This is a genomic window from Bacillus sp. EKM501B (assembly GCF_011800505.1).
Taxonomy (GTDB): Bacteria; Bacillota; Bacilli; order Bacillales; family Bacillaceae_G; genus Bacillus_A; species Bacillus_A cereus.
This window is the reverse complement of record NZ_JAALFZ010000009.1, coordinates 132,905-157,087: the sequence shown is the minus strand read 5'-3', so window position 1 is coordinate 157,087 and position 24,183 is coordinate 132,905. Positions and strand designations below refer to the sequence as shown.

The following is a 24,183-nucleotide window of genomic DNA, read 5'->3' as shown; positions in this document are numbered from 1 at the left end:
GCTGAGATGCACTTTGAACGGCTTTTTTTATGAGAATTGTTTAAGTGCTCTTTCGGCTAGTAAAGCAAAGTATTCTGCACTTATAGGCAGTGCCTCTTCATTAATTGTAAAAGCAGGATGATGCCATTCATGTGTACCGCTCGTTCCCATAAAGACGAATGAACCTGGTATTTCCTGTTGGTAAAATGAGAAATCTTCTCCAGCCATTGACGGACTAGGCGAGATGATATTAAGATTCATCTTTGTGGCAACTTGAGTAGATAAGTCTGTAAGAGCTTTATCGTTGTGAACAGCAGGAGGACCTGAATAAAAACGGAATTTCGTTTTTACACCTAATGCATCAGATACACCTTTAATAATACGCTCCATGAGTGCTGGAATCTTTTCACGTGTTTCAGCTTGGAATGTGCGAATCGTTCCTTCTAACGTAGCTTTTTCAGGAATCACGTTCCACGTATTTCCTGCATGAATATTTGTAACACTAACAACTACATTATGAGATGAACTTATATTTCGGCTTACAATTGTTTGCAGTGCCATCACAATTTGAGAGGATGCGACAATAGGATCTACTCCAGCATCTGGTACAGCCGCGTGTGTACCAACTCCGTGAATTTCAATTTCAAATCGATCAACTCCGGCCATCAGTGGACCATCTTTAATGCCAATTGTACCTATTGGTAAATCAGGTTTATTATGCATGCCGAAAATCGCTTGCACATTACGTAAATGTCCAGCATCAATAACTTTGCAAGCGCCATTACTACTTTCTTCAGCTGGTTGGAATATGAAGCGAACCGTTCCATTTAGGGAAGATTCTCTTTCTTTTAATAAGAAAGCAGTACCTAAAATAGCAGCTGTATGAAAATCGTGTCCACAAGCATGCATTTTCCCTCGTACTTTAGATGCATAGGACAAATGTGTTTCTTCTTGAATAGGAAGGGCATCAATATCAGCACGAACTGCTACAATTGGTCCGTTTTTATTACCAGACACTTCAGCGATAATTCCTGTTTCTAAATTGGAATCAATGATAGTAATGTTTTTTTCTTCTAACCAATTTTTTATTGCTTTTGTTGTTTCGAACTCTTCATATGATAGTTCTGGATACTCATGTAAATGTCGACGGATGGAAATAAGTTTTTCTTTTAGTTGATTTGAAATAGATACCATGTAGTATGCCTTCTTTCTTCAGCAAAATATTTATCATAAGTATACAACAATAAAAGAGAGGATTCTCAAATGAAAATCCTCTCTCGTTTATCCCATAAAAGCCCGATTGGTTCAACTAATTAAAGTTTCACTTTATGCTGCGACTTTTTTATGCGTATGATGTTTACGATAACGTCCACGCATTGCGTATGCAATTTGCGGGATTGCAATCCCAATTAATATAAGTGATACACCGAACCATTGTGAAGATAGTACAGCCTCTTTTAAAACGAATACTGACATAATTGTTGTAACTGGTAGTTCCGCTGCACCAAGAATAGTCGCTAAGCCAGAACCGATTTTTGGAATCCCGATTGTAAAGGCAATAGATGGAATAACGATACTAAATGTTCCTAATCCTAAACCGTATTTCCAAAGACCTTGAGAAATGGCACCATTAAAAATAAATGTTGGTGGGAATACAATCATGACTAAAGTTAAAGCACCAGTCATTAAGAGAACACCGCGCGGTAATGAAGGTACTTCAACAGCAACTTTTCCGCTTACGAAAATGTATGTTGCGAATGTAACAGCAGATAATAAACCTAAAATGACCCCAGTCGTATCGAAAGCACCTACTGATTGTTCAAGTAAACCACTTGATAAAAATGTCCCTACAAGTAAGAAAATAACAGAAATAACTTTTTCTCTTGAAGGTAATGTTTTTGTTGCGACTGCTTCAATGATAATTCCGACCCAAACGAATTGGAATAAAAGAATAATTGCAATAGAAGCTGGTACAGTTTTTAATGAAGCATAATAAAAAATTCCGGTAAAACTTGCAGATGTTCCTGCAACGAATAAAAGTAATGCTTGCTTTAAAGGAACGCGATGTCTAGAAAATAGAAGTGTAATAGCAAGCAAAATAATCCAACCGAACAAATATTGGCTGCCAATTACCTCTCCAAGTGAAAATCCTTCTGCATATGCAAGCTTAACAAAAATAGCTAAAATTCCATAACTACACGCTCCTAATAAAACTAAAAGAGAATAACGAAGCATGAAAAATTCCTCCCATCTATATGAAGTTGTTCCGTATCGAAAATATATAACTAGAGGGAAGTATACAAAATTAGAAATAAAGGGTCAAATGAAAGAAAAGTATGACATTTTATAGAATAATAATAAAAGTATGATATTTATGCATAATCTTGAAATTTTTAATAGTAGAAGTATTATAAAATAAACTTTGCATTGTATAGAGATAGCATTTGAAAAAAATATTTTTTAAACCAATATGTATATAGACGTACTAGTAACGTGCTAATTATTTGAGAAACTATGTTACCTTTGTTATGGTAATAACAATTAAAGGAGTTTATAATCCATTTGGGTTTTTTCTATATAATAGAAGGAAATGAAAACGTTTTATTAGAAACTGTGAGGAAGTGCGGTTTTTCTTATTGCCACGTTGTAAAAGTGATTTCACGAATTGTTCATAGTATTTTTATGTGTTTTTGTTACAATATTTAGGGAGAGGAGTGGAATGATGCAAGATATTAGTATTTTTTTAGCGTTTGGCGCCGGGTTCTTATCATTTATTTCCCCATGTTGCTTACCGCTTTATCCGGCATTTTTATCGTACATAACAGGTATGTCGGTTTCTGAATTGAAAGAAGAAAATGCAATGCTTCGCAAAAGAAGTATGATACATACAGCGTTTTTCTTACTTGGATTTTCAATTATATTTATTGCAATTGGATTTGGTACAAGTTTTATTGGAGGAATCTTTACTGACTATAAAGATTTAATCAGACAGTTAGGTGGTATATTTATCATCGTGTTCGGCTTAATTATTGTCGGGGTGTTTAAGCCGAAATTTTTAATGCAAGACCGTAAATTTACATTTAAAAATCGTCCAAGTGGCTATTTTGGATCAGTACTAATCGGATTAGCTTTTGCAGCAGGGTGGACGCCATGTACCGGACCAATTCTAGTGTCTGTAATTGGATTAGCAGCAACAAATCCAGAATCAGCAATGATATATATGATTGCTTACATACTTGGATTTGCAATCCCGTTTTTCGTACTGTCATTCTTTATTACGAAAATGTCTTGGATTAAAAGAAATAGTATGGCCTTCATGAAAGTCGGAGGATATATTATGATTGTTATGGGTGTCTTCCTATACTTTAACTGGATGACGAAAATTATCGTATATTTCTCAAGTTTATTTGGTGGTTTTACTGGTTTTTAGTATTATTCTGCGAAAATGTTGGAAATACTAACGGAAAAGCATATAATGAAAGTATATTTTGCATATAGCCACAAAAAAGGATGAGAAAATATGAACATAGTTCTTTTATCAAGTATCGTTGCTGTTTGTATGGCTGTCGGTGCGATGTTTATTCGTTTAAAAGCAGCTAAGAAACCTGCAACATTGAAAAAAATTATACTTCCACCATTTTTTATGAGTACGGGTGCATTGATGTATGTTTTTCCTGAATTTCGATTAACTCCAGCAGAAATGTTAGAAGCAATTGGTGTCGGTTTGATTTTCTCTATTTTTCTTATTAAAACATCTAAATTTGAAATTAGAGGACAAGAGATTTATTTGAAGCGTTCAAAAGCCTTTGTTTTCATATTAATTGGATTACTTGTAGTGCGGATTGTATTTAAAACCTACTTAAGTCAATCTCTTGATTTAGGACAACTTAGTGGCATGTTCTTCTTACTTGCGTTTGCGATGATTGTGTCATGGAGAATTGCAATGTATCGTTCCTTTACGAAATTACAGAAGGAAATGGAAAAAGAAGATGGTTTTTATAATGAAAAAGATATGAAGCTAACTTAAAAACTGTATATGTACCAAATAAAAAGACAGCGTCAAAGGCGCTGTCTTTTTTATCGAAAATAATATGAAGTTACTTTGCGAGTAAAGATCGATAGTTAGAATAATCAATCTTTTTTTCTTGTAGTTTTTTTATTAAAAATTTATGATCACGCTTTGGTGTGGCAATGATATATCCTTTAATAATTAAGTCTTGTGTAATTTGAGAGGCATTTTCTTGTAATGCAAGTTCCCCGATTTTTCCAGCGATCTTTGATTTTGCAACATCGCGAAATAGTTCTGGAACAGGACTTACAAGCTCTTCTAACAATTGTTTTTGTTCGTCAGCCCATAAATGTCTCGTTTTATTTATGTAGTGTTCTTCCCAATCCAAAATGGACATGCCGTCTTCTTTTGGTAAACGTTTTAAAAATTTTCTGAACATAAAGTATCCACCGATAGACATAAGCCCTAATAAAATAACCGTCCATAATACAATGAACCAACTGAACCATCCTTCGAGCACGCATATCCCCCCTTAATGATAGCGGTTTTCTTTTATTCATATTATATACAGTGAGATTCATAGAAAGCAAGAACGCTTGGTCATTTTGACCAAGCGTTATAGTTTAAACGAAGTATAGTTGTTCAACACATAAATTATTATTATCGTCTTCAACATACTCAATAATAAGTGTGCCAACTTTACGATCTTTATCTTCAGTTGTGAAAATAGAGTAAGAAGTAAAACGTGTTTTTGATAGGCCGCTTATATGTGTAGGTAAAGAAATGTAGTCGTTATCGCGGAAGAATTCCATCAGTTCAATATCCTCAAATTCTTTTCGGTCAACTTGTTTGTTTGTATAGCGGCGTTGAAGTTGTTTTAAAGATTCATTCCAAGAAATTGCTTTTGTGTCGTATACCATTGTTCTATCTCCTTACTGTATGTAATCACTAAGAACATACGTTCTAATCTAGTATACTCTTTTTATTAGAAAAGGGAAAGCAAAAAATAATGTAAGCTTGGATTTCCAAGCTTACATTATTGATGCGTCCGTCATAATCTCTATTTTTCATTATAAGTTAGATATGAATAAGAAACAAGATGATATATATAATGTTGAGAGTTTTCAAGATTCTGTATATTATAGGTGTACTAAAGTGTAAGGGAATGAGAGGTGTGGCATACGTAATTTCACTGCAAGGGCCGATGGCTAGCGGAAAAACAACATTAGCAAAAAGGTTAGAAAAGAGAGGGTTTCGAGTTATATATGAAAATCCATATCCAATTGTAGAGAAGCGAAAAAAATTGAATTTAGATATGAATTCAAAAGTAGGGTTTATTATGAATCAAAAAATGTTTATGGAAGCAAAAATAAAGGAGTTTCAAAATGTGAAAGATTCAGTCGTAATTTTTGATCGCGGACCAGAAGACATTGAGTTCTTTACACTCTTTTATCCAACGATTATAGGAGAAGAGTGGGATATAGAAACTGAATTGAAAGATGAATTATATAAATTAAGAGCATGCCGTTCGGATGTGATTTTTTACTTAGATGTTACGAAAAAGAATGTATATGATAGAAAAAATAATGATAGAACAAGAAACAGAAGTACGTTTGAAGAGCAATTTAAATTAGTAGAAACTGAAAAAGACTGGTATAAACAATTTCCTGTAACTTATGTGGACACGAATAGATTAACAGTGGACGATTTAGAGGTATATTTTATGGACTGGTTAAAGGAGAGAGAGCTATGAAAAAAATACTTTTATTTGTATACTCAACATTTGCAGAGTTTGAAATAACAGTAGCAACGGCATTGCTGAAAAATAAATATGAAATCATTACAGCGGGCTTAACTAAAGAATTGGTTATAAGTGAAACTGGATTGCAAGTGCAGCCGCATATAGAAGTAAGTGAAGCACGTGTAGATGAGTATGAGGGGATACTTATTCCAGGTGGAGAAGAAGGACAGTTGGAAGATGCAAAACCTCTTTTTTCAATCATTCGTCAATTTCATGAACAAGAAAAATTAGTGGCGGCAATTTGTGCTGGACCGTATGCACTAGCAAAAGCAGGGTTATTTAAAGGGATTTCTTATACTGCGACTATAGATTATCAAAAATTTGATTGTTTTCCAGTAGAAAATTTCGTGTATGAAGAAGTTGTGAAACACTCAAATATCATTACAGCACAAGGGCATGCATTTGTACCATTTGGAATAGCAATTGCCTCTTATTTTGGAGTGGCAGACGAACATAATACAGATTTTTATTGTGGTAAAGGTAATGTAGTAATGGAGAAACTTTTACGAGAAAACGTGTAAAAGCTAGCAAATGCTAGCTTTTTTCTTTTTGACATCGATAAATGGCTAACGTTTTTGGGTCACGCCATATACCGTTATGGAGAGATAATTCCTGGTTGATTTCTTCTGTTAGCCATTCTTTCATCTCGGCTTGAAGATACATATTATCGGGTATATTTAGCGACGGAAACATGCTAGAAATATAGTTTACAATCGGAGTAGCATGATGAAAAACGAGAGCATTATGAATAACTGTTTCTTCAACAGTTGGAAAAACAGATTGTAATATCTCTTTACCGTTTTCTAAACAAAATGGAGTGACTGATGATGTTGTTTTCGGTAAATCAAATGCGTCTAACATACGGTTACACATTTCAACTATACGAGGTAGTGTAACGCTAGAATTTGTTGTAGCTAAAAGTGTTCCGCCAGGACGAATTACTTTATGGAATCCTTGAATCGTTTTTTCAACATCTTTCACATGGTATAACATATGTCTTGCAATTATTAGGTCATAACAATTTGTTTCGAAAGGAAGTTTACTAGCATCCCCTCGTTTCCATTCTATTAAGTTATTTGTTTTAGCAGCTTCAGCAAGCATAGCTTCGGATTGATCAAACCCGGTTAATGGGCCTTTATGACCATTTGTTTGTAAAAGGGAAAGGAATTTTCCACTAGCGCACCCAACCTCTAATATATTTTCTTCCCCTTGAAGTTGTAAATGTTCAATGACGATCTTATCTAAATCTACGTGTTTTTCTTCGTAATGTGTATGTGTGTCGATGCGTGTTTGTAAATGGTTGCTAACGTTATATTGACGTTTTACATCATTCATTTTGTCACATTCCACCTTTGTGCAAAATTGTTGGATTGCATGTGTTAATACATCTGTTTTCTTTAAACCTTCGTAATGGAGTGCTGATTCAAACCTTTTAAGTAATTTCTCTTCAATTCGAAAATGAATATCTTTTCGTTTTGTCACTGAAATTTCGCCCCTTTGCATCTGTTAGTGAGACTATAGCATGCTTGGAAATTTTGTGTAAATCATTTGTGTACACAAAATTATGGGGATGAAAAAAATGTTTGAATATGATTTTAAACTATTGACGATTTAAACGTTTTCATATATTCTTAAATTAAGTAATATTCAAATAATTCAAAAGAAATGAGAGAGTCACATGCTTCTTCAAGGAACACATCGAATTGGTCGTATGGCCATGCTGTTGGCACTTGCGGATGAGAATGAAAGTCCTGTATTATCCATTCCAAAAGGTTGGAAGTATTGTACGGGGAAAGTGGGTTCGATGAATTCGCAAAAGGTTGTCGCAGCAATGGAAACAGCGGCTAAAAGCAACCAAGTTATTGAAACAGACGTTTACAGAGAAACACATGCACTTTATCATGCAATTATGGAAGCTTTGTACGGAGTGACGAGAGGTCAAATTCAGTTAGCAGACGTTCTTCGTACAGTAGGACTTCGTTTTGCGATTGTGCGCGGTACACCATACGACGGAAAAAAAGAAGGCGAATGGGTTGCTGTTGCATTATATGGAACGATTGGTGCACCTGTAAAAGGATCTGAGCATGAGGCGATTGGTTTAGGAATTAATCACATATGATTTGCCCATAGTCTATTAGTTAGAAGGGGGCCTTACTTTTTTAGGACAGAAGTCTGTCTTAAAAAGATAAGGTCCCCTTTTGCCTTTTTAAGGAGGAAAAATGATGATTACGTTAACAGGACATACATTGACAGTTGAAGAAATGAAGAGGTTATTACTGGAAGGAGAAGGTGTAACAGCTTGTCCAACTAGTATGCAAAAGGTAGCGGAGTGCCGCGAAGTAGTTGAGAAAATTGTAGAGGACGGAAAAGTCGTTTACGGAATTACAACTGGATTTGGAAAGTTTAGTGATGTGCTTATCCAAAAAGATGATGTAAAGGCACTTCAACATAATTTAATTCAGTCACATGCATGTGGGATTGGTGATCCATTCCCGGAAGAAGTATCGCGTGGAATGTTAATTTTACGAGCGAACACGATGCTTAAAGGAGTATCTGGTGTTAGGCCGCTTGTTGTAAATATGCTTCTTGAGTTTGTAAACCGTAAAATTCATCCAGTCGTTCCGCAACAAGGTTCACTTGGTGCAAGTGGCGATTTAGCACCTTTATCTCATCTTGCGCTCGTATTATTAGGCGAAGGTGAAGTGTTCTATAAGGGGAAACGCGTTCATGCAATGGTTGCTCTTACAGAAGAAGGGCTTGAGCCAATTGAACTTGAAGCAAAAGAAGGTCTTGCGTTAATTAATGGTACGCAGGCGATGACAGCACAAGGAGTTCTTTCTTATATAGAAGCAGAAGCAACAGCGTATCAAGCTGAACTAATTGCTTCGATGACAATTGAAGGGTTACAAGGCATTATTGATGCATTTGATGAAAATGTTCATAAAGCACGTGGTTATAAAGAGCAAGTGGAAGTAGCGAGCAGAATTCGTGACATTCTTCATGATAGTAAATTAACAACAAAACAAGGAGAACTACGTGTACAGGATGCCTATTCACTTCGCTGTATCCCGCAAGTACACGGTGCTTCTTGGCAAGTTTTAAATTATGTGAAAGAAAAATTAGAAATTGAAATGAATGCAGCAACAGATAATCCGCTTATCTTTGATGGTGGGGAAAAAGTAATTTCGGGCGGGAATTTCCATGGTCAACCGATTGCGTTTGCGATGGACTTCTTAAAAGTAGGAATGGCAGAACTTGCAAATATTTCGGAGCGCCGTATTGAGCGTTTAGTGAATCCGCAATTAAATGATTTACCACCATTTTTAAGTCCAGAACCAGGACTTCAGTCTGGTGCAATGATTATGCAATATGCTGCAGCGTCACTAGTTTCTGAAAATAAAACGTTGGCACATCCGGCGAGTGTAGATTCAATTCCGTCTTCTGCTAACCAAGAAGATCATGTAAGTATGGGAACAATTGCTTCACGCCATGCACATCAGATTATTCAAAATGCAAGACGTGTTCTTTCTATTGAGATGATTTGTGCGATGCAAGCAGCAGAATATCGCGGAATTGAAAACATGAGTACAGTGACGAAGAGCTTCTACCATCAAGGTCGTCAGCAGGTGCCATCTATTAAAAATGACCGTATATTCTCAACAGATATTGAAAATATTGCGCATTGGTTAAAAACGAATTATTCGATAAAAGAAAGATTAGATGTAAACGCAGCACTATAAAATGAGAAAAGGGAGAGATTGAAATGGAAAAAGTACAACAAACAATTCGCGCGCCAAGAGGTACAGAGTTACAAACGAAAGGGTGGGTGCAAGAAGCTGCACTTCGTATGTTAATGAACAATTTAGATCCTGAAGTTGCTGAAAAACCAGAAGAATTAGTTGTATATGGCGGAATTGGCCGTGCAGCTCGTAACTGGGAAAGTTATCAGGCGATTGTAGATTCATTAAAAACGTTAGAAAGCGATGAAACGTTACTTGTTCAATCAGGAAAGCCAGTTGCCATTTTTAAATCACATGAAGATGCACCTCGCGTTTTGTTAGCGAACTCAAACTTAGTACCAAAATGGGCAAACTGGGATCACTTCCGAGAACTAGAGAAAAAAGGTCTTATGATGTACGGACAAATGACAGCTGGTAGCTGGATTTACATTGGAACGCAAGGGATTCTACAAGGAACATATGAAACATTTGGTGAAGCAGCTCGTCAACATTTCGATGGTTCATTAAAAGGTACATTAACACTTACTGCTGGTTTAGGTGGTATGGGTGGTGCACAACCTCTTGCTGTAACGATGAACGGCGGTGTTGTCATTGCTATTGATGTTGATAAGCGCAGCATCGATCGTCGTATTGAAAAGAGATACTGTGATATGTATACAGAATCATTAGAAGAAGCGTTAACGGTTGCGAACGAGTATAAAGAGAAGAAAGAACCGATTTCTATTGGTTTATTAGGAAATGCGGCAGAAATTTTACCAGAACTAGTGAAGCGCAATATTACACCAGACTTAGTTACAGATCAAACATCTGCTCATGATCCATTAAACGGTTATATTCCAGTAGGCTACACGTTAGAAGAAGCAGCGAAACTTCGTGAAGAAGATCCAGAACGCTACGTACAATTATCAAAAGAAAGTATGACAAAACATGTGGAAGCAATGCTTGCTATGCAAGAAAAAGGCGCAATTACATTTGATTACGGAAATAACATTCGCCAAGTTGCTTTCGATGAAGGTTTGAAAAATGCATTCGATTTCCCAGGATTCGTTCCAGCATTTATCCGTCCATTATTCTGCGAAGGAAAAGGACCATTCCGCTGGGTAGCACTTTCTGGTGATCCAGAAGATATTTATAAAACAGACGAAGTAATTTTACGTGAGTTCGCTGATAATGAACATTTATGTAACTGGATTCGTATGGCACGTCAACAAGTTGAATTCCAAGGGCTTCCATCACGTATTTGTTGGCTTGGTTACGGTGAGCGTGCGAAATTTGGTCGCATCATTAATGAAATGGTTGCAAATGGTGAATTATCAGCACCAATCGTTATCGGTCGTGACCATTTAGATTGTGGATCAGTAGCATCTCCAAATCGTGAAACAGAAGCGATGAAAGATGGTAGTGATGCAGTAGCTGACTGGCCAATTTTAAATGCATTAATTAATAGTGTAAACGGTGCAAGCTGGGTATCTGTTCACCACGGTGGTGGCGTTGGTATGGGTTATTCACTTCATGCGGGAATGGTTATCGTTGCAGATGGAACAGAAGCAGCAGCAAAACGAATTGAGCGCGTATTAACTTCTGACCCTGGTATGGGTGTTGTTCGTCACGTGGATGCAGGGTATGACTTAGCTGTGGAAACTGCGAAAGAAAAAGGCGTTAACATTCCGATGATGAAATAAGGAGGAGAAAACATGCTGGACACTTTACTAATAAATATCGGTCAATTACTAACAATGGATCAAGAAGATGGCTTGTTAAGACGGGAAGCGATGAACACGCTTCCTGTTATCGAAAACGGTGCGGTTGGAATTGAAAATGGTGTAATTACTTTCGTTGGAACAGCGGAAGAAGCGAAAGGATTACAAGCGAGAGAAGTTATTGATTGCGGCGGGAAAATGGTTTCTCCTGGTCTTGTTGACCCGCATACTCATCTTGTATTTGGTGGATCTCGTGAAAATGAAATCGCACTAAAACTACAAGGAGTTCCGTACTTAGAAATTTTAGAACAAGGCGGAGGCATACTTTCAACTGTAAATGCAACGAAACAGGCGTCGAAAGAAGAACTTGTTCAAAAAGCGAAATTCCATTTAGACCGTATGCTATCTTTCGGAGTTACTACTGTAGAAGCGAAGAGTGGTTACGGATTAGATGATGAGACGGAATGGAAACAATTAGAGGCAACAGCACAATTACAAAAAGAGCATCCGATCGATTTAGTTTCAACATTTTTAGGTGCTCATGCAGTTCCGAAAGAGTATAAAGGTAGATCGAAAGAATTTTTACAATGGATGTTAGACCTACTACCAGAAATGAAAGAGAAGCAATTAGCGGAGTTCGTTGATATTTTCTGTGAAACAGGTGTGTTCTCTGTAGAAGAATCAAAAGAATTTTTATTAAAAGCGAAAGAGCTTGGCTTTGATGTGAAAATTCATGCAGATGAAATCGACCCTCTTGGTGGTGCGGAAGCAGCGGCAGAAATCGGTGCAGCATCAGCGGACCATTTAGTTGGTGCTTCTGATAAAGGAATTGAAATGCTTGCAAATTCTAATACAGTAGCAACTTTATTACCAGGAACAACTTTCTATTTAAATAAAGAAAGCTTTGCTCGTGGACGTAAAATGATTGATGAAGGTGTTGCAGTTGCGTTAGCTACAGACTTTAACCCAGGTAGCTGTCCAACTGAAAATATTCAGCTTATTATGAGCATTGCGATGCTAAAATTGAAAATGACACCAGAAGAAGTTTGGAATGCCGTAACGGTTAACTCATCATATGCCATTAACCGTGGTGATGTAGCTGGGAAAATTAGAGTTGGTCGTAAGGCAGATTTAGTTTTATGGGATGCTTACAATTATGCTTACGTACCGTATCATTACGGCGTAAGTCATGTGAATACAGTATGGAAGAATGGTAATATTGCATATACAAGAGGTGAACAATCGTGGAGCACGGCCACTATTTAAAGAAAAATGCAAAGTTTATTGATCGTGAAGTGACGAAATGGAGTGAGATGATTAAAGATTGGGAGGAAGGTGTGGAAATATTCGGTGCTGCCTTAATTGGAGCACCCCTTTCTAAACCGTCTATTAGTCATTCAGGAGCGAGTTTTGCGCCAAAAACAATTCGTGCGATGTTAGATGCATATAGCACATATGCAATTACAGAAGAACACGATATGAAAGAAAGTGTCTTATATGATTGCGGCGATATTACGATGCATGTGACGGATATAAAAGAAAGTCATAAACGAATTGCGAAAACAGTTGGGCATGTAACGAAAGTAAACCCGAACATGATACCAATCGTTCTTGGCGGTGACCACTCGATTAGTTTTCCGAGTATAACAGGTTTTGCAAACAGTAAAGGAAAGGTCGGAATTATTCAATTTGATGCTCATCATGATTTACGTAATTTAGATGATGGAGGCCCGTCAAATGGTACACCATTCCGTAGTTTACTAGAAAATGATGTCATTACTGGAAAACAACTCGTTCAAATTGGAATTCGTAATTTTTCTAATGCACGTGCGTACCATGAATATGCAATAGAGCATGGTGTAACAGTGTATACAATGAAAGACGTACGAGAGCGAGAAATAAAAGATATTATCACGGAAAGTATTGAAGTATTAAGAAATCAAGGTGTGACTTCTATTTATATTTCTCTTGATATGGATGTGCTAGACCAAGCGTTTGCACCAGGTTGTCCAGCAATTGGGCCTGGTGGGATGGATAGTACGACTTTACTAGATGCGATTGAATTCCTTGGTAAAGAATCGCTCGTTCAAGGGATGGATATAGTAGAGATTGATCCAACTCTTGATTTCAGAGATATGACGAGTAGAGTAGCAGCGCAAGTGATTATGAGTTTTCTTTTAGCGAGGGAAACAGTTAGCAAACAGGTTAGTATATAGACGGAAAAGTAGATATTTATTTATGCCTTATCAAAAACACATCACTACTTAAATGTAGTGATGTGTTTTTGTGTTAAAGGAGAATGAATGTGTGTGGAACCGTTAATGGAATTGCGATTTTTATAGTGTATTGTGTAAATTTAATTTCTTGCTTCTGAAGTATTGACTCATAAAATAATTTTATGATAAAATAAAAATTTTGCTAAAAAACTAAAAGTGTGTTAAGCTTGAGAAGGTTACCATATATGGAGGTGGATTATTTGTTTCAAATTGGCGATAACATTGTTTATCCAATGCAGGGAGCAGGTATAATTAAAGCCATAGAAGAGAAGGAAATCTCAGGAGAAAAACAACAGTATTATGTTATAAAAATGTCGGCTAGTAATATGGAACTAATGATTCCAGCAGGGAGAATATTGAATTCGAATATACGACCAGTTACGGATATAACCGCATTAGCACACATAATGGATATTTTTCAACATGGGGAATCAGATAGATTACTTACGTGGAAACAAAGGTATAAATTGAACACTGATAAAATAAAGACGGGTAAAATGCAAGAAGGTGCTGAAGTTGTGCGTGATTTAATGCGTATACAGAAAGAAAAAGCACTTAATGCAAGCGAAAAGAAGATGTTAGATAACGCATATGAATTTTTGATTAGTGAACTGGGATTAATTGAAGGTATCACAGAAAATCAGATAAAAAGCTTTTGTTAAGGTTCATTACAAATAATGTATTATATCCCAAAAAAGATCTTGAATTTTTTGGGAACATAATTATAGAAAATTTATCATTTCAAAGACATTCAACTCTTTCAAACCACTTTTAGAGCATTACCTCTATTGTTATTACTACAATCAAATCCATTTTTATTTTTTAATTTCATTTATGAATGTTCGAAGTTTAATTGAATACTTCGATAAAATAGTTACTTGATTTTTGCAATCCTGATTCACACTGGCACGGACGAGGAGCCGTAAGGATGAAAGAGAGGTAGGGCTTTCATTGTTTTAGGTATATAAGTTATTATTTTTAGAAGAATACTGAACCATTTTCACTTCTATTGATAAGGTGTTTTTTTATTAAAGAGATAAACGAATTGACAGCCATATATGGTCAACAAAAAAGGTTTCCTCCTAAGGAAACCTTTTTAATATTATTTATAGCATTTTATTTTTTTGATATTCGAATTTTTTATTGTAAAGTCGTAAAAATTGACGTTACTATCTAAAAGTAAGTATGATGCGATTATAGTAAGATTTTTTAGGGGGAAGAAAAATGACAAGTTCAAGTAATAAAGCAGCGAGTATTTATGAAGGAACAAATGTAAATGCTGGGGGATTTTTTGAAAACGTTGAAGAAACAAAGTTGTTTGATCCAATTCAAGTTGGAACTTGGTCTCTTCGTAATCGTATAGCGATGGCACCGATGACAAGATGCTTTGCAGATAATGAGACTGGAGCAGTTGGTGCTGATGTAGTGGAGTACTACAGAAAACGTGCTGCGGATGGAATTGGACTAATTATTACAGAAGGAATTGTCATTAGTCCGAGAGCAAAAGGAAACCCAGGAGTACCAGGTATTTATACACAAGAACAAATCGATTCTTGGAAACCTGTTACAGAGGCAGTACATAAAGAAGGCGGGACGATTATTGCTCAAATATGGCATGTTGGGCGTATGAGTCATCATGAAATAATTGGTGGTCAAATGCCACAAGCACCGTCGGCTATCGCTGCAGAGGGGAATGTTCCACGCTTTCGTAAACCGTTTGATACGCCAGAAGCAATGACGTTAGAAGAAATACAAGAAGTGATCGGTCAATACGCACAAGCTGCGAAAAATGCGATCGAAGCTGGATTTGATGGAGTAGAAATTCACGGTGCACACGGATATTTAATCGATCAATTTACGTATGAGTTTGCGAATAAGCGAACAGATAAATATGGCGGTGATTTAAAACAAAGGTTAACGTTTATGAAAGAAGTAACGGCGGCTGTAATAGAAGCTGTTGGAGCTAATAAAACACTTCTTCGTTTCTCTGCTTTCAAAGGTGATAATCCTACTTATATGTGGGAAAACCCTGAGTTTGCAATTGAAACGTTCATAAATATGTTTAAAGAGGTTGGGTTAACGATGATCCATCCTTCAACGATGAATTATACGCAAGAGATTGCTGACGGAAAGAATTTTCATCAACTAGTAAGAAAATATTGGGATGGTACGATTGTTGGGGTTGGTAATTTAAATCCGAAAGAGGCCGAAGAAGCGTTGCAAGAAGGAACGATTGATGTAGCAGCATTCGGAAGACCGTTAATTGCTAATCCAGACTTTGTTCATCGAATTAAACACGCTGAAAGTTTAGTTGAATATGACGCGAAAGAGCATCTTGCTACGTTAGTATGAATAAAGATAAAAGGAGAGCACATCGAGTGTTCTCCTTTTATTATGGAATTTCATAGGGGGAAGCGGGATGAGTGAAACGCTACTCGTTATTATTAGTATATTACTATTTTTAATGTTGCTTTTAATCGTCTTTTTTATCATCACATTTTTTATAAAAAAACGAACACACCATTCTATTTTAAAATTACATCCGTACTTAGGAAGAATGCGCTACTTACTGGAAAAGATAGGGCCTGAATTTCGACAATATTGGTTTGATCATGATACGGATGGAAAGCCTTTCTCACGTTATGATTTTCAAAGTGTTATGTTTTTAGCGAAATATCGCTCTGAAATACTTGGTTTTGGATCAAAACGAGATTTTGAAGCTTCTGGATATTATATTGCTAATACATTATTTCCAATATTAACTGAGGAATTAAGTGTGAATCTCACGCAAGAGCGGGAAGGTAAAAAGTACGTGATTCATAAAGAAGGGTTATTTTCAAGAAGAGAAAAATTGACAGCGGATACAACGAATCTTTGGCTGTACGAAGAAGAAGATGCAATTATAGTTGGCGAGAACCGTAAATATCCGTGGAAGCTACATGGCATGTTTGGTGCATCTGCGACTTCTTACGGTGCGATTGGAGAAAATTATATTTTAGCGAGTGGTTTTGGAGCAAAAATGGCAGGCGGATCGTGGATTAATACGGGTGAAGGTGGCGTTATTCCAGAACATTTACATACAGGAGCGAATATCGTTGCGCAAATTGGTCCAGGGTTATTTGGATACCGTGATGAAGACGGTAATTTTTCAATGGGAAAATTCATGGAGAAAGCGAAAGAAAGTAATATTAGAGCATTCGAATTGAAATTTGGGCAAGGTGCTAAAATACGTGGTGGTCATTTAGAGGGACAAAAAGTAAATGAGAAAATTGCTTTTGTTCGCAACGTCCGAAAGGGAGAGACGATTAATTCACCGAATCGATTTTCATTTTTAAAGAATGCAGCGGATACACTTTGTTTTATTCAACAGTTGCAAGAAAACAGCGGTAAACCAGTTGGAATGAAAATTGTAATTGGTCAGCAGGAGCCTTTGGAAGATTTAATAAAAACAATGAAAGAACTAAACATTTACCCAGATTTTATTACAATCGACGGTTCAGAAGGCGGATCAGGGGCAACGTATAAATCGATGGCAGATTATATGGGACTGCCGCTTATTCCAGCATTACTTACATTTATTGATACAGCAAACCATTATGGTGTCCGTAACAAGTTTAAAGTATTTGCATCGGGTAAATTAATCACACCAGATAAAGTGGCGATTGCTTTAGCGATTGGGGCGGATGCTGTAAGTTCAGCCCGTGGGTTTATGATGGCAAGTGGCTGTATTATGGCCCTTCAATGTAATTCTGGTCAATGTCCATCTGGTGTAGCCACGACGAATCCGCATTATCAAAAAGCGTTAGATCCGTATGAGAAGAAGTGGCGAGTTATGAATTATATTATTAGTATGAGATATAGTTTATTTTCATTAGCGGCAGCGGCGGGAGTGAAGAGCCCGCGCCATTTAACTAGAGAGCATATTGTGTTTAAAGACGAGGTGGGGAGAGTAGTTCCTCTTTCGGAATTGTTTCCTATAGTAAATCAAACCTAAAAGTATATTTGATGTGTAAGATTTTTTAGAGGAATAATTATATTTTTGGAAAAATTAGGAGTATAATAGGGAAGTATTTTTGAAAATGACTATTTTTAGGGAGAGATTCACTTGCAGCAAGGTTCGTACAGTATTACAATTTTTTTACTCGTCATAGGGCTCGTTATATTTAGACGCATGCGCTCTATGAATCGACCAATTAATAATAAAGGAAGACGACTACTATTGCCATTATTCTTCTTATTACCAGGTTTTTCTTTATACGCAGCACCGATACAACTTGCTGGTTGGCAAATTGGTATAGCTGCTGGGATCGGACTGTTATTGTCAATTCCACTTATTATTTTAAGTGGGTATGAAGTCAGAGAAGATGGTCAAATTTATGCGAAAAAAAGTATCGCTTTTATTGCTACATTTTTAGTTATCGTTCTTTTACGTGCTTATTTTAGAAGACATTTACAAGGTCTAGATCCAAAGTCAATCGGCATTCTTTTCTACACTCTTGCGGTTTGTTATATAGTACCTTGGCGTATTGGATGCTATATGAAATTTCGTAAAGTATATGTAGAGAAAGCAAAATTTGAGACGTCAATAAGCTAAAAGTCATACATTTGTATGGCTTTTAGTTTTTAAAATTTATCGGGTAAAGGAATGAAAATAAGGTGTGAAAAAACACTCTTTAACTTTCTGAATATTATTACTTTAATTTCTTGAAAAATCATTGTAATCCACTGGGATAAAGGCGTTTATAAAGGTTTTCACATGTAATGAAAAGTGCTCGTTCACTTGAAAGAACAAAAAATGTTTGTTAAGGTAGGGAACCATAAGTGAAAACAAGAAAAATGAAAGTAAGGACTTATTGACAATAAAAAATAAGTAACTTATAATAAATCTTGAGTTCGAGATAAATAATGTTCATAATGAAAATTTATTATGGTTATAAATCGAACAAATATTTTTTGCGAATTATCTTGAATTCGAGATAATTCAATAGGTTAGACACCGATACGTAATTTTGTAATTAATATCTCGAATTCGAGATAAAATTATAATGACGGATTTTACTTTGTAGCATGGACAAAATGAATAATGAATTTAAATGTAAAAGAATTTTTATAATGAAATAAAAAAGGAGTGGAAGAAATGGAAAAGAAAACAATGGGAATCCATCATATTACAGCGATTGTAGGGCATCCACAAGAAAATGTAGACTTTTATGCTGGTGTATTGGGGTTACGTTTAGTGAAACAAACAGTGAATTTTGATGATCCAGGTACGTACCATCTTTATTTTGGAAATGAAGGAGGAAAGCCTGGAACAATTATTACGTTTTTCCCATGGGCAGGTGCTCGTCAAGGTATTATTGGAGATGGTCAAGTAGGAATTACGTCTTACGTTGTACCAAAAGGTGCAATGGAGTTTTGGGAAAATAGATTAGAAAAATTCGATGTTTCGTATACAAAAATGACTCGTTTTGGAGAGCAGTATTTAGAATTTGATGATCCGCATGGTTTGCATATAGAATTAGTTGAAAGAGAAAAAGGCGAATTAAATAATTGGAGTTTTGGAGAAGTTACACCAGAAGTAGCAATTAAAGGGTTTGGAGGTGCTGTTCTTTTATCTACACAGCCTCAAAAAACAGCTGAATTGTTAGAACATATTATGGGTCTTGAGAAAATTGGAGAAGAGGGTGAATTTGTTCGATTCCGTTCTTCTGCTGACATTGGAAATATTATTGATTTGAAATTATCAACAATCGGTCGTGGCCAAATGGGCGTTGGCACAGTTCATCATATTGCCTGGAGAGCGAGTGACGATGCTGATCAGCTAGACTGGAAAGAGCATGTGTCGCGTTTTGGATATCACGTAACTCCTGTACAAGATCGAAATTATTTTAACGCGATTTATTTTAGAGAACATGGTGAAATCTTATTTGAAATTGCAACAGATCCTCCTGGTTTCGCTCATGATGAATCGTTAGAGACGATGGGTGAGGAATTAAAGTTACCGGAACAATATGAACAACATAGAAAACAGATTGAACAAACGCTTTTACCATTTGAAGTGAGAAATTTAGATTAAAGTGATTGAAGGGGGAACAGGATTATGATGAAACATGTTTTTCAAAAAGGAAAAGATACGTCAAAACCAGTGTTGTTATTACTTCATGGCACAGGTGGTAATGAATTAGATTTACTACCACTTGCAGAAATAGTTGATCCGGAAGCGTCGGTATTAAGCGTTAGGGGAAATGTGTTAGAGAATGGGATGCCGCGTTTCTTCCGCCGATTAGCAGAGGGCATTTTTGATGAAGAGGATTTAATTTTCCGTACGAAGGAATTAAATGAATTTTTAGATGAAGCGGCTAAAGAATATAAATTCGATAGAAATAACATTGTAGCTATCGGTTATTCGAATGGGGCAAATATCGCAGCAAGCTTATTATTCCATTACGAAAATGCATTGAAAGGTGCTGTGCTTCATCACCCAATGGTACCAAGAAGAGGAATGCAATTAGCAAATTTAGCAGGGAAATCTGTGTTTATTGCTGCTGGGACAAATGACCCAATTTGTTCATCAGCAGAGTCAGAGGAATTGAAGATACTATTAGAAAATGCAAACGCGAATGTAACAATGCATTGGGAAAATCGAGGGCATCAATTAACGATGGGTGAAGTAGAAAAAGCAAAAGAGTGGTATGACAAAGTATTTTAAAAAAGAAGCATCTGCTAACGATTAGCAGATGCTTCTTTTTTATTTAAGACTGGATTGCAAGATGAGATGAAGAAAGTGGTAGCTCAATATCAACAATTGTACCTTTATTTAATTCGCTTGAAATGTGTAATTTACCATGATGTTCTTCAATTATTTTGTAACACATCATTAATCCTAGTCCTGTGCCTTTTTCTTTTAAACTATAAAAAGGTTCGCCTAGACGGGAGATACGATCTTCTGGAATGCCACAACCTTCATCGATAATTCGTATTAAGATGAAATTATCCTCTAATGGTTTTGCTTGGATGAAAATATTTCCGCCATTTGGCATCGCTTCTATCGCATTTTTTAATATGTTTATAAAAACTTGTTTTAATTGGTTACCGTCACATTGAATATCATATACGTAATCAAAATGATCCATGATGATATGAACGCTATGCATAATTGCAGTCGGTAAAATAAATGTAACTACCTCTTCAATTAAAGTTTGTATGTTACAAGTTTGGATAGATAATACTTGTGGCTTAGACATCGCCATAAATTGACTCGTGATGGATTCCATTTGTGAAATCTCACTTAACATAACATCGATATACCATTTTTGCTCCTCATTTATTTCAGGGAGGAGCAATGTTAGAAAACCCTTTAGGGAAGTGAGTGGATTTCGAATTTCATGGGCAATTCCAGCTGTCAGTTGTCCGACTACTGCGAGCTTCTCAGATTTTCGTAGTAACTTTTCAGTTTCTTTTAGCTCAGTAACATCTCTCCCCATCACGATAAGACCTTTGCGAGAACCATCAGGATGATAAAGCGGAACTTTTGATATACTTAAGATTAAATCGAAATCATCTCTATGTATAATAAATTCCTCGCCATGAAGAATTTGTCTTTGTTGCCATGCTAGTTCATCGACTTCTTCACAATGTAAAAAAGCTTCTCGGTATGCTTCATTATATTGAATGAGTTCGCTATCTTTTTTCCCGTGGTAAGGTACATGATGGAAGTTAAAGCAAGAAAGTGCGTAGTCATTTGCCTCAAGCCAGCGCCCTTCATGATCTTTAAATATAACAAACGCAGGCATGGAGTTTACTAATGTACGTAATCTCTTCTCACTTTCTTTTAGCATATTCTCAATTCTTTCTGATTTTTCAAGTGGCTTCATAATAGCGTATACACCAGTAAGACGATTTTGAACAAAAATAGGAACTAGTTTTGTCACAACATCTAATAAGAATCCATTTTTATGATAAATAGATAAGATATACTCTTGTTGATTATCCGCTTCAGTATTCTTTATATTTTGTAATACTTGCTCAGAAATATGGGCTCCTAAAATAGAGGTAATATTTTTCTGTTCTAATTCTAAAGAAGTGTAACCTAATATTCTTTCGGCAGAAGGATTTATATGTAGAATAACTCCTTCTAAGTTTAATGAAATAATACTATCAGGATTATGTTCGAACAGAGATGCGTACATTTCTGTTAATGAACGATCTTGTATATGGTTTCGCAAACGTCTAGAAATGTTCGGATGACGTTTTTTTTGAGTTGGTGAATATTTTTTACGACTCATAATAGTTCCTCCGTACAAATAGCATCTAAAAAGATTTGTCTATTCATAACTATAATATAGATGTGATGTGTATTTCTATAAAAAATGGAAGTTATAGAATAAATTTTGTTTTTTTATTTTTTTTGCAAAGTGAATGCAGGATGGTAATAAGGGGAGCTTATATTGTTTTATAACCCTTTTGTAAGTTACAGACGGCTGTTTTCCGTATAACATTAGGGTAGAGGAGGGGGAGAGAAAATGAAAAATTATATTCAAGGGATTGATCACGTGCAAGTAGCTGCACCTGTAGAGTGTGAAGGAGAGGCGCGTGATTTTTATGGGAATAAAATTGGTATGGTAGAAATTCCAAAGCCAGAAGAGTTGAAAAAACGAGGTGGATGTTGGTTTAAATGTGGAAATCAAGAAATCCATATTGGTGTCGAGCGGAACTTTACACCAGCTAAAAAGGCTCATCCAGCTTTTTATGTGAATGAAATTAATGAATTTAAGCAAACACTTATAGAGCAAGGTGTAAAAGTGATTGATGATTATGCACGGCCAGATGTAATTCGATTTTACGTATCAGACCCGTTTGGAAACAGAATTGAATTTATGCAAAATAAAGACTAGGTGTATTCCCACCTAGTCTTTAACTTCTTCTGAAAAGTCCTAACACTTCTACAGTTTCTGTAATATTAACGAATGCATTCGGGTCAATTTCAGAAATTGTAAGTTTCATACTTGCTAATTCTTCACGAGAAACGACCGTCATAAGTACACGCTTTTTCTCGCTTGAATAAGCGCCTTCGCCATCAAGTAACGTTATTCCACGTACAACAGTTGAAAGAAGCTGTTTTTTCATTTTTTCTGCTTCATTTGTTACAATCATAAGTGTAACTTTACGATGTTTTGTATGAACAGCATCAATTACTTTACCAGTTACATAAATTGAAAGTAAGCTTGTAAGTGCAACATCCCAGGTGAAGAAGAATCCTGCGATTATTACAACGACTGCATTTAAAATAATAAGGAATCCGCCAAGTTTAATGTCTCGCTTGCGGGATAAAAGCATACCGATAATATCAAATCCACCAGTGGATCCATTACAGTTAAAAACAAGACCAATACCAGCTCCGGCGATGACACCCCCGAAGATAGAAGATAACAATGGATCTGTTGCTACGACTTTTACTGGAACGTAGTATAATGCAACAGATAATACAACTACAGAGACAACTGTGTTAAAAATTACTTTTTTTCCAAGGCCTATGTACCCTAAAATAAGGATAGGTAAGTTTAATACAAAGTTAATAATGCCTGTGTTTACAGGGGTTACAATCCCTAAAATAATAGCAATTCCGCCAATTCCACTACTTAAAATTTTGTGGGGGATAAGGAAAAGATTAAAGGCAACCGCAATAATAATAGAACCGATAATAACACCAAGGAATCTGACCATTTCTTTCCCGTCCTTCACTGAAAAATTCATATTATTTCAAGATTATATATGATATTGAAAGTTTTGGGTAAAAACAGTTTATTTTGGTAAATTAGATTAATCGAAAGAATTTGAGTATTTTATCATTTGAAAGGGGATACAGTTGTGAAGATAAAAACATATCAACAGAAAAGCCCGTTGAAGCAAGAATGTGAGGATTCTTATTTTTGTAATAAAGATAAAAAGATTTATGGTGTATGTGACGGTGCAACACCACTTGTCCCGTTTCGTGATGAAAATGGACATAATGGAGCATACATCGCTTCGCATTTATTTGCAAATTATTTTACTGCATTACGAGAGAATCATAGTTTACAATTTGCAGTTGCCAAAGCAAATGAAGCATTACAAAGCAAAATGTTAGAATATGAAGTAGACACGAGAAAAAAAGAGCATTTGTGGTGCACATGTATCGCGGCAGTTCAAATAGTTGGTGAGAAAATTGAATATGCGCAGCTTGGGGACTGTATGATTGTCGCAACTTTTCAAAATGGAACGATGCAAGTATTAACGAAAGACACAGTTGAAGGAATTAGTAAACGAGCAAAAAGGAAGAGGGAAGAAGATCGTAAGAAAGGTTTATCTGTGCCGGAAGAACCTGTTTTTCAAGATGTTCGAGAACAATTAAAGTACAATCGTTATCTTGCAAATATGCCAAATGGTTACTCAGTTGCAAATGGAATGAAAGAAGCGATACATTATTTACAACATGGTGAATTACATATAGATGAAGTGAGTGGAATTTTTATTTGTTCAGACGGGTTATTTCACCCAGATTGGTCATTAGAACAAACTGTTGCATATATAAGAAAGAATAGTATAAATGAATATGTAGCAATCATTGAAGAGCTAGAAGCGGAAAAGAGAATAAGGCCAGATGATAAAACGATTATTATGATTGATTTTTAAGAGGAGG

At 35.9% G+C, this 24,183-nt stretch carries 25 protein-coding genes; 18 read left to right on the top strand and 7 right to left on the bottom strand.

The window, feature by feature from the left end; all coding sequences use genetic code 11:
* Positions 1-27 precede the first annotated feature (27 nt).
* Positions 28-1,173, bottom strand: coding sequence for a M20 peptidase aminoacylase family protein (locus HFD78_RS17980; RefSeq protein WP_116291535.1), 1,146 nt, complete (start codon positions 1,171-1,173; stop codon positions 28-30).
* Positions 1,174-1,305: 132 nt separating this feature from the next.
* Positions 1,306-2,214 (bottom strand): EamA family transporter, encoded by a 909-nt coding sequence (locus HFD78_RS17975; RefSeq protein ID WP_000947046.1) that lies wholly within the window; start codon positions 2,212-2,214, stop codon positions 1,306-1,308.
* Positions 2,215-2,535: 321 nt separating this feature from the next.
* Here HFD78_RS17975 and HFD78_RS30110 point away from each other — a divergent pair, with 321 nt between their 5' ends.
* The 3 genes from HFD78_RS30110 to HFD78_RS17965 all read left to right on the top strand — a co-directional run bounded on the left by HFD78_RS30110 (position 2,536) and on the right by HFD78_RS17965 (position 4,006).
* Positions 2,536-2,685, top strand: coding sequence for a peptidase T (locus HFD78_RS30110; RefSeq protein WP_071686460.1), 150 nt, complete (start codon positions 2,536-2,538; stop codon positions 2,683-2,685).
* Between the two features lie 16 nt (positions 2,686-2,701).
* Entirely contained in the window at positions 2,702-3,409 is a 708-nt protein-coding gene (ccdA, locus tag HFD78_RS17970; protein ID WP_001152676.1) for a cytochrome c-type biogenesis protein CcdA, read from the top strand.
* 90 nt (positions 3,410-3,499) lie between these two features.
* Positions 3,500-4,006: a CcdC family protein gene (locus HFD78_RS17965; RefSeq protein WP_001028440.1), complete on the top strand. Its 507-nt coding sequence runs from the start codon at positions 3,500-3,502 to the stop codon at positions 4,004-4,006.
* 70 nt (positions 4,007-4,076) lie between these two features.
* Here the strand turns inward: HFD78_RS17965 and HFD78_RS17960 are convergent, their stop codons facing one another.
* Complete coding sequence (locus HFD78_RS17960) at positions 4,077-4,508, bottom strand: DUF2621 domain-containing protein (protein ID WP_000889373.1); 432 nt, start codon at positions 4,506-4,508, stop codon at positions 4,077-4,079.
* A gap of 103 nt (positions 4,509-4,611) precedes the next feature.
* The gene (locus HFD78_RS17955; protein WP_000262400.1) at positions 4,612-4,908 is read right to left on the bottom strand and encodes a hypothetical protein; all 297 of its coding nucleotides are present in this window, start codon (positions 4,906-4,908) and stop codon (positions 4,612-4,614) included.
* 245 nt (positions 4,909-5,153) lie between these two features.
* Here HFD78_RS17955 and HFD78_RS17950 point away from each other — a divergent pair, with 245 nt between their 5' ends.
* Positions 5,154-5,741 (top strand): AAA family ATPase, encoded by a 588-nt coding sequence (locus tag HFD78_RS17950; protein ID WP_002196801.1) that lies wholly within the window; start codon positions 5,154-5,156, stop codon positions 5,739-5,741.
* Positions 5,738-6,310 (top strand): DJ-1/PfpI family protein, encoded by a 573-nt coding sequence (locus HFD78_RS17945; protein ID WP_000722227.1) that lies wholly within the window; start codon positions 5,738-5,740, stop codon positions 6,308-6,310. Before HFD78_RS17950 ends, HFD78_RS17945 begins: the two co-directional genes overlap by 4 nt.
* A 13-nt stretch (positions 6,311-6,323) precedes the next feature.
* Here HFD78_RS17945 and HFD78_RS17940 read toward each other — a convergent pair whose 3' ends face one another.
* A complete protein-coding gene (locus HFD78_RS17940; protein WP_000166777.1) occupies positions 6,324-7,271 on the bottom strand; it encodes a class I SAM-dependent methyltransferase in 948 nt (315 codons plus the stop codon).
* Positions 7,272-7,467: 196 nt separating this feature from the next.
* Here HFD78_RS17940 and hutP point away from each other — a divergent pair, with 196 nt between their 5' ends.
* From hutP to HFD78_RS17885, 11 genes are all read left to right on the top strand, one after another.
* Positions 7,468-7,908 carry a hut operon transcriptional regulator HutP gene (hutP, locus tag HFD78_RS17935; RefSeq protein ID WP_000926516.1) on the top strand — a complete coding sequence of 147 codons (441 nt, stop codon included), beginning with the start codon at positions 7,468-7,470 and terminating at the stop codon, positions 7,906-7,908.
* 103 nt (positions 7,909-8,011) lie between these two features.
* Positions 8,012-9,529, top strand: a complete 1,518-nt coding sequence (gene hutH, locus HFD78_RS17930) for a histidine ammonia-lyase (protein WP_000631875.1) — start codon at positions 8,012-8,014, stop codon at positions 9,527-9,529.
* Positions 9,530-9,552: 23 nt separating this feature from the next.
* Positions 9,553-11,211, top strand: coding sequence for a urocanate hydratase (gene hutU, locus HFD78_RS17925; protein ID WP_000416946.1), 1,659 nt, complete (start codon positions 9,553-9,555; stop codon positions 11,209-11,211).
* A gap of 12 nt (positions 11,212-11,223) precedes the next feature.
* Positions 11,224-12,495: an imidazolonepropionase gene (hutI, locus tag HFD78_RS17920; protein ID WP_000887540.1), complete on the top strand. Its 1,272-nt coding sequence runs from the start codon at positions 11,224-11,226 to the stop codon at positions 12,493-12,495.
* The gene (gene hutG / locus HFD78_RS17915; protein WP_000399828.1) at positions 12,474-13,445 is read left to right on the top strand and encodes a formimidoylglutamase; all 972 of its coding nucleotides are present in this window, start codon (positions 12,474-12,476) and stop codon (positions 13,443-13,445) included. The genes hutI and hutG overlap by 22 nt, the downstream gene beginning before the upstream one ends.
* 260 nt (positions 13,446-13,705) lie before the next feature.
* Positions 13,706-14,167 carry a CarD family transcriptional regulator gene (locus HFD78_RS17910; RefSeq protein WP_170317877.1) on the top strand — a complete coding sequence of 154 codons (462 nt, stop codon included), beginning with the start codon at positions 13,706-13,708 and terminating at the stop codon, positions 14,165-14,167.
* 562 nt (positions 14,168-14,729) lie between these two features.
* Complete coding sequence (locus tag HFD78_RS17905; RefSeq protein WP_000204590.1) at positions 14,730-15,857, top strand: alkene reductase; 1,128 nt, start codon at positions 14,730-14,732, stop codon at positions 15,855-15,857.
* 67 nt (positions 15,858-15,924) lie between these two features.
* Positions 15,925-17,499, top strand: a complete 1,575-nt coding sequence (locus HFD78_RS17900) for an FMN-binding glutamate synthase family protein (RefSeq protein WP_044584764.1) — start codon at positions 15,925-15,927, stop codon at positions 17,497-17,499.
* Between the two features lie 111 nt (positions 17,500-17,610).
* The gene (locus HFD78_RS17895) at positions 17,611-18,099 is read left to right on the top strand and encodes a cytochrome c biogenesis protein CcdC (protein ID WP_001183922.1); all 489 of its coding nucleotides are present in this window, start codon (positions 17,611-17,613) and stop codon (positions 18,097-18,099) included.
* 543 nt (positions 18,100-18,642) lie between these two features.
* Positions 18,643-19,581 (top strand): ring-cleaving dioxygenase, encoded by a 939-nt coding sequence (locus HFD78_RS17890; RefSeq protein ID WP_000412731.1) that lies wholly within the window; start codon positions 18,643-18,645, stop codon positions 19,579-19,581.
* A gap of 24 nt (positions 19,582-19,605) precedes the next feature.
* Positions 19,606-20,214: an alpha/beta hydrolase gene (locus HFD78_RS17885; protein WP_000975485.1), complete on the top strand. Its 609-nt coding sequence runs from the start codon at positions 19,606-19,608 to the stop codon at positions 20,212-20,214.
* A 43-nt stretch (positions 20,215-20,257) separates the two neighbouring features.
* Here the strand turns inward: HFD78_RS17885 and HFD78_RS17880 are convergent, their stop codons facing one another.
* Positions 20,258-21,790 carry a BA3702 family sensor histidine kinase gene (locus HFD78_RS17880; protein WP_116291536.1) on the bottom strand — a complete coding sequence of 511 codons (1,533 nt, stop codon included), beginning with the start codon at positions 21,788-21,790 and terminating at the stop codon, positions 20,258-20,260.
* A 237-nt stretch (positions 21,791-22,027) separates the two neighbouring features.
* On the opposite strand from HFD78_RS17880, the gene HFD78_RS17875 reads away from it, so the two are divergent.
* Positions 22,028-22,399 carry a VOC family protein gene (locus HFD78_RS17875; RefSeq protein ID WP_116291537.1) on the top strand — a complete coding sequence of 124 codons (372 nt, stop codon included), beginning with the start codon at positions 22,028-22,030 and terminating at the stop codon, positions 22,397-22,399.
* A 19-nt stretch (positions 22,400-22,418) separates the two neighbouring features.
* Here HFD78_RS17875 and HFD78_RS17870 read toward each other — a convergent pair whose 3' ends face one another.
* Positions 22,419-23,228, bottom strand: a complete 810-nt coding sequence (locus HFD78_RS17870; RefSeq protein WP_000251344.1) for a YitT family protein — start codon at positions 23,226-23,228, stop codon at positions 22,419-22,421.
* A gap of 126 nt (positions 23,229-23,354) precedes the next feature.
* Here HFD78_RS17870 and HFD78_RS17865 point away from each other — a divergent pair, with 126 nt between their 5' ends.
* Entirely contained in the window at positions 23,355-24,176 is an 822-nt protein-coding gene (locus tag HFD78_RS17865; RefSeq protein WP_053078841.1) for a protein phosphatase 2C domain-containing protein, read from the top strand.
* The last annotated feature ends 7 nt before the right edge of the window (positions 24,177-24,183 follow it).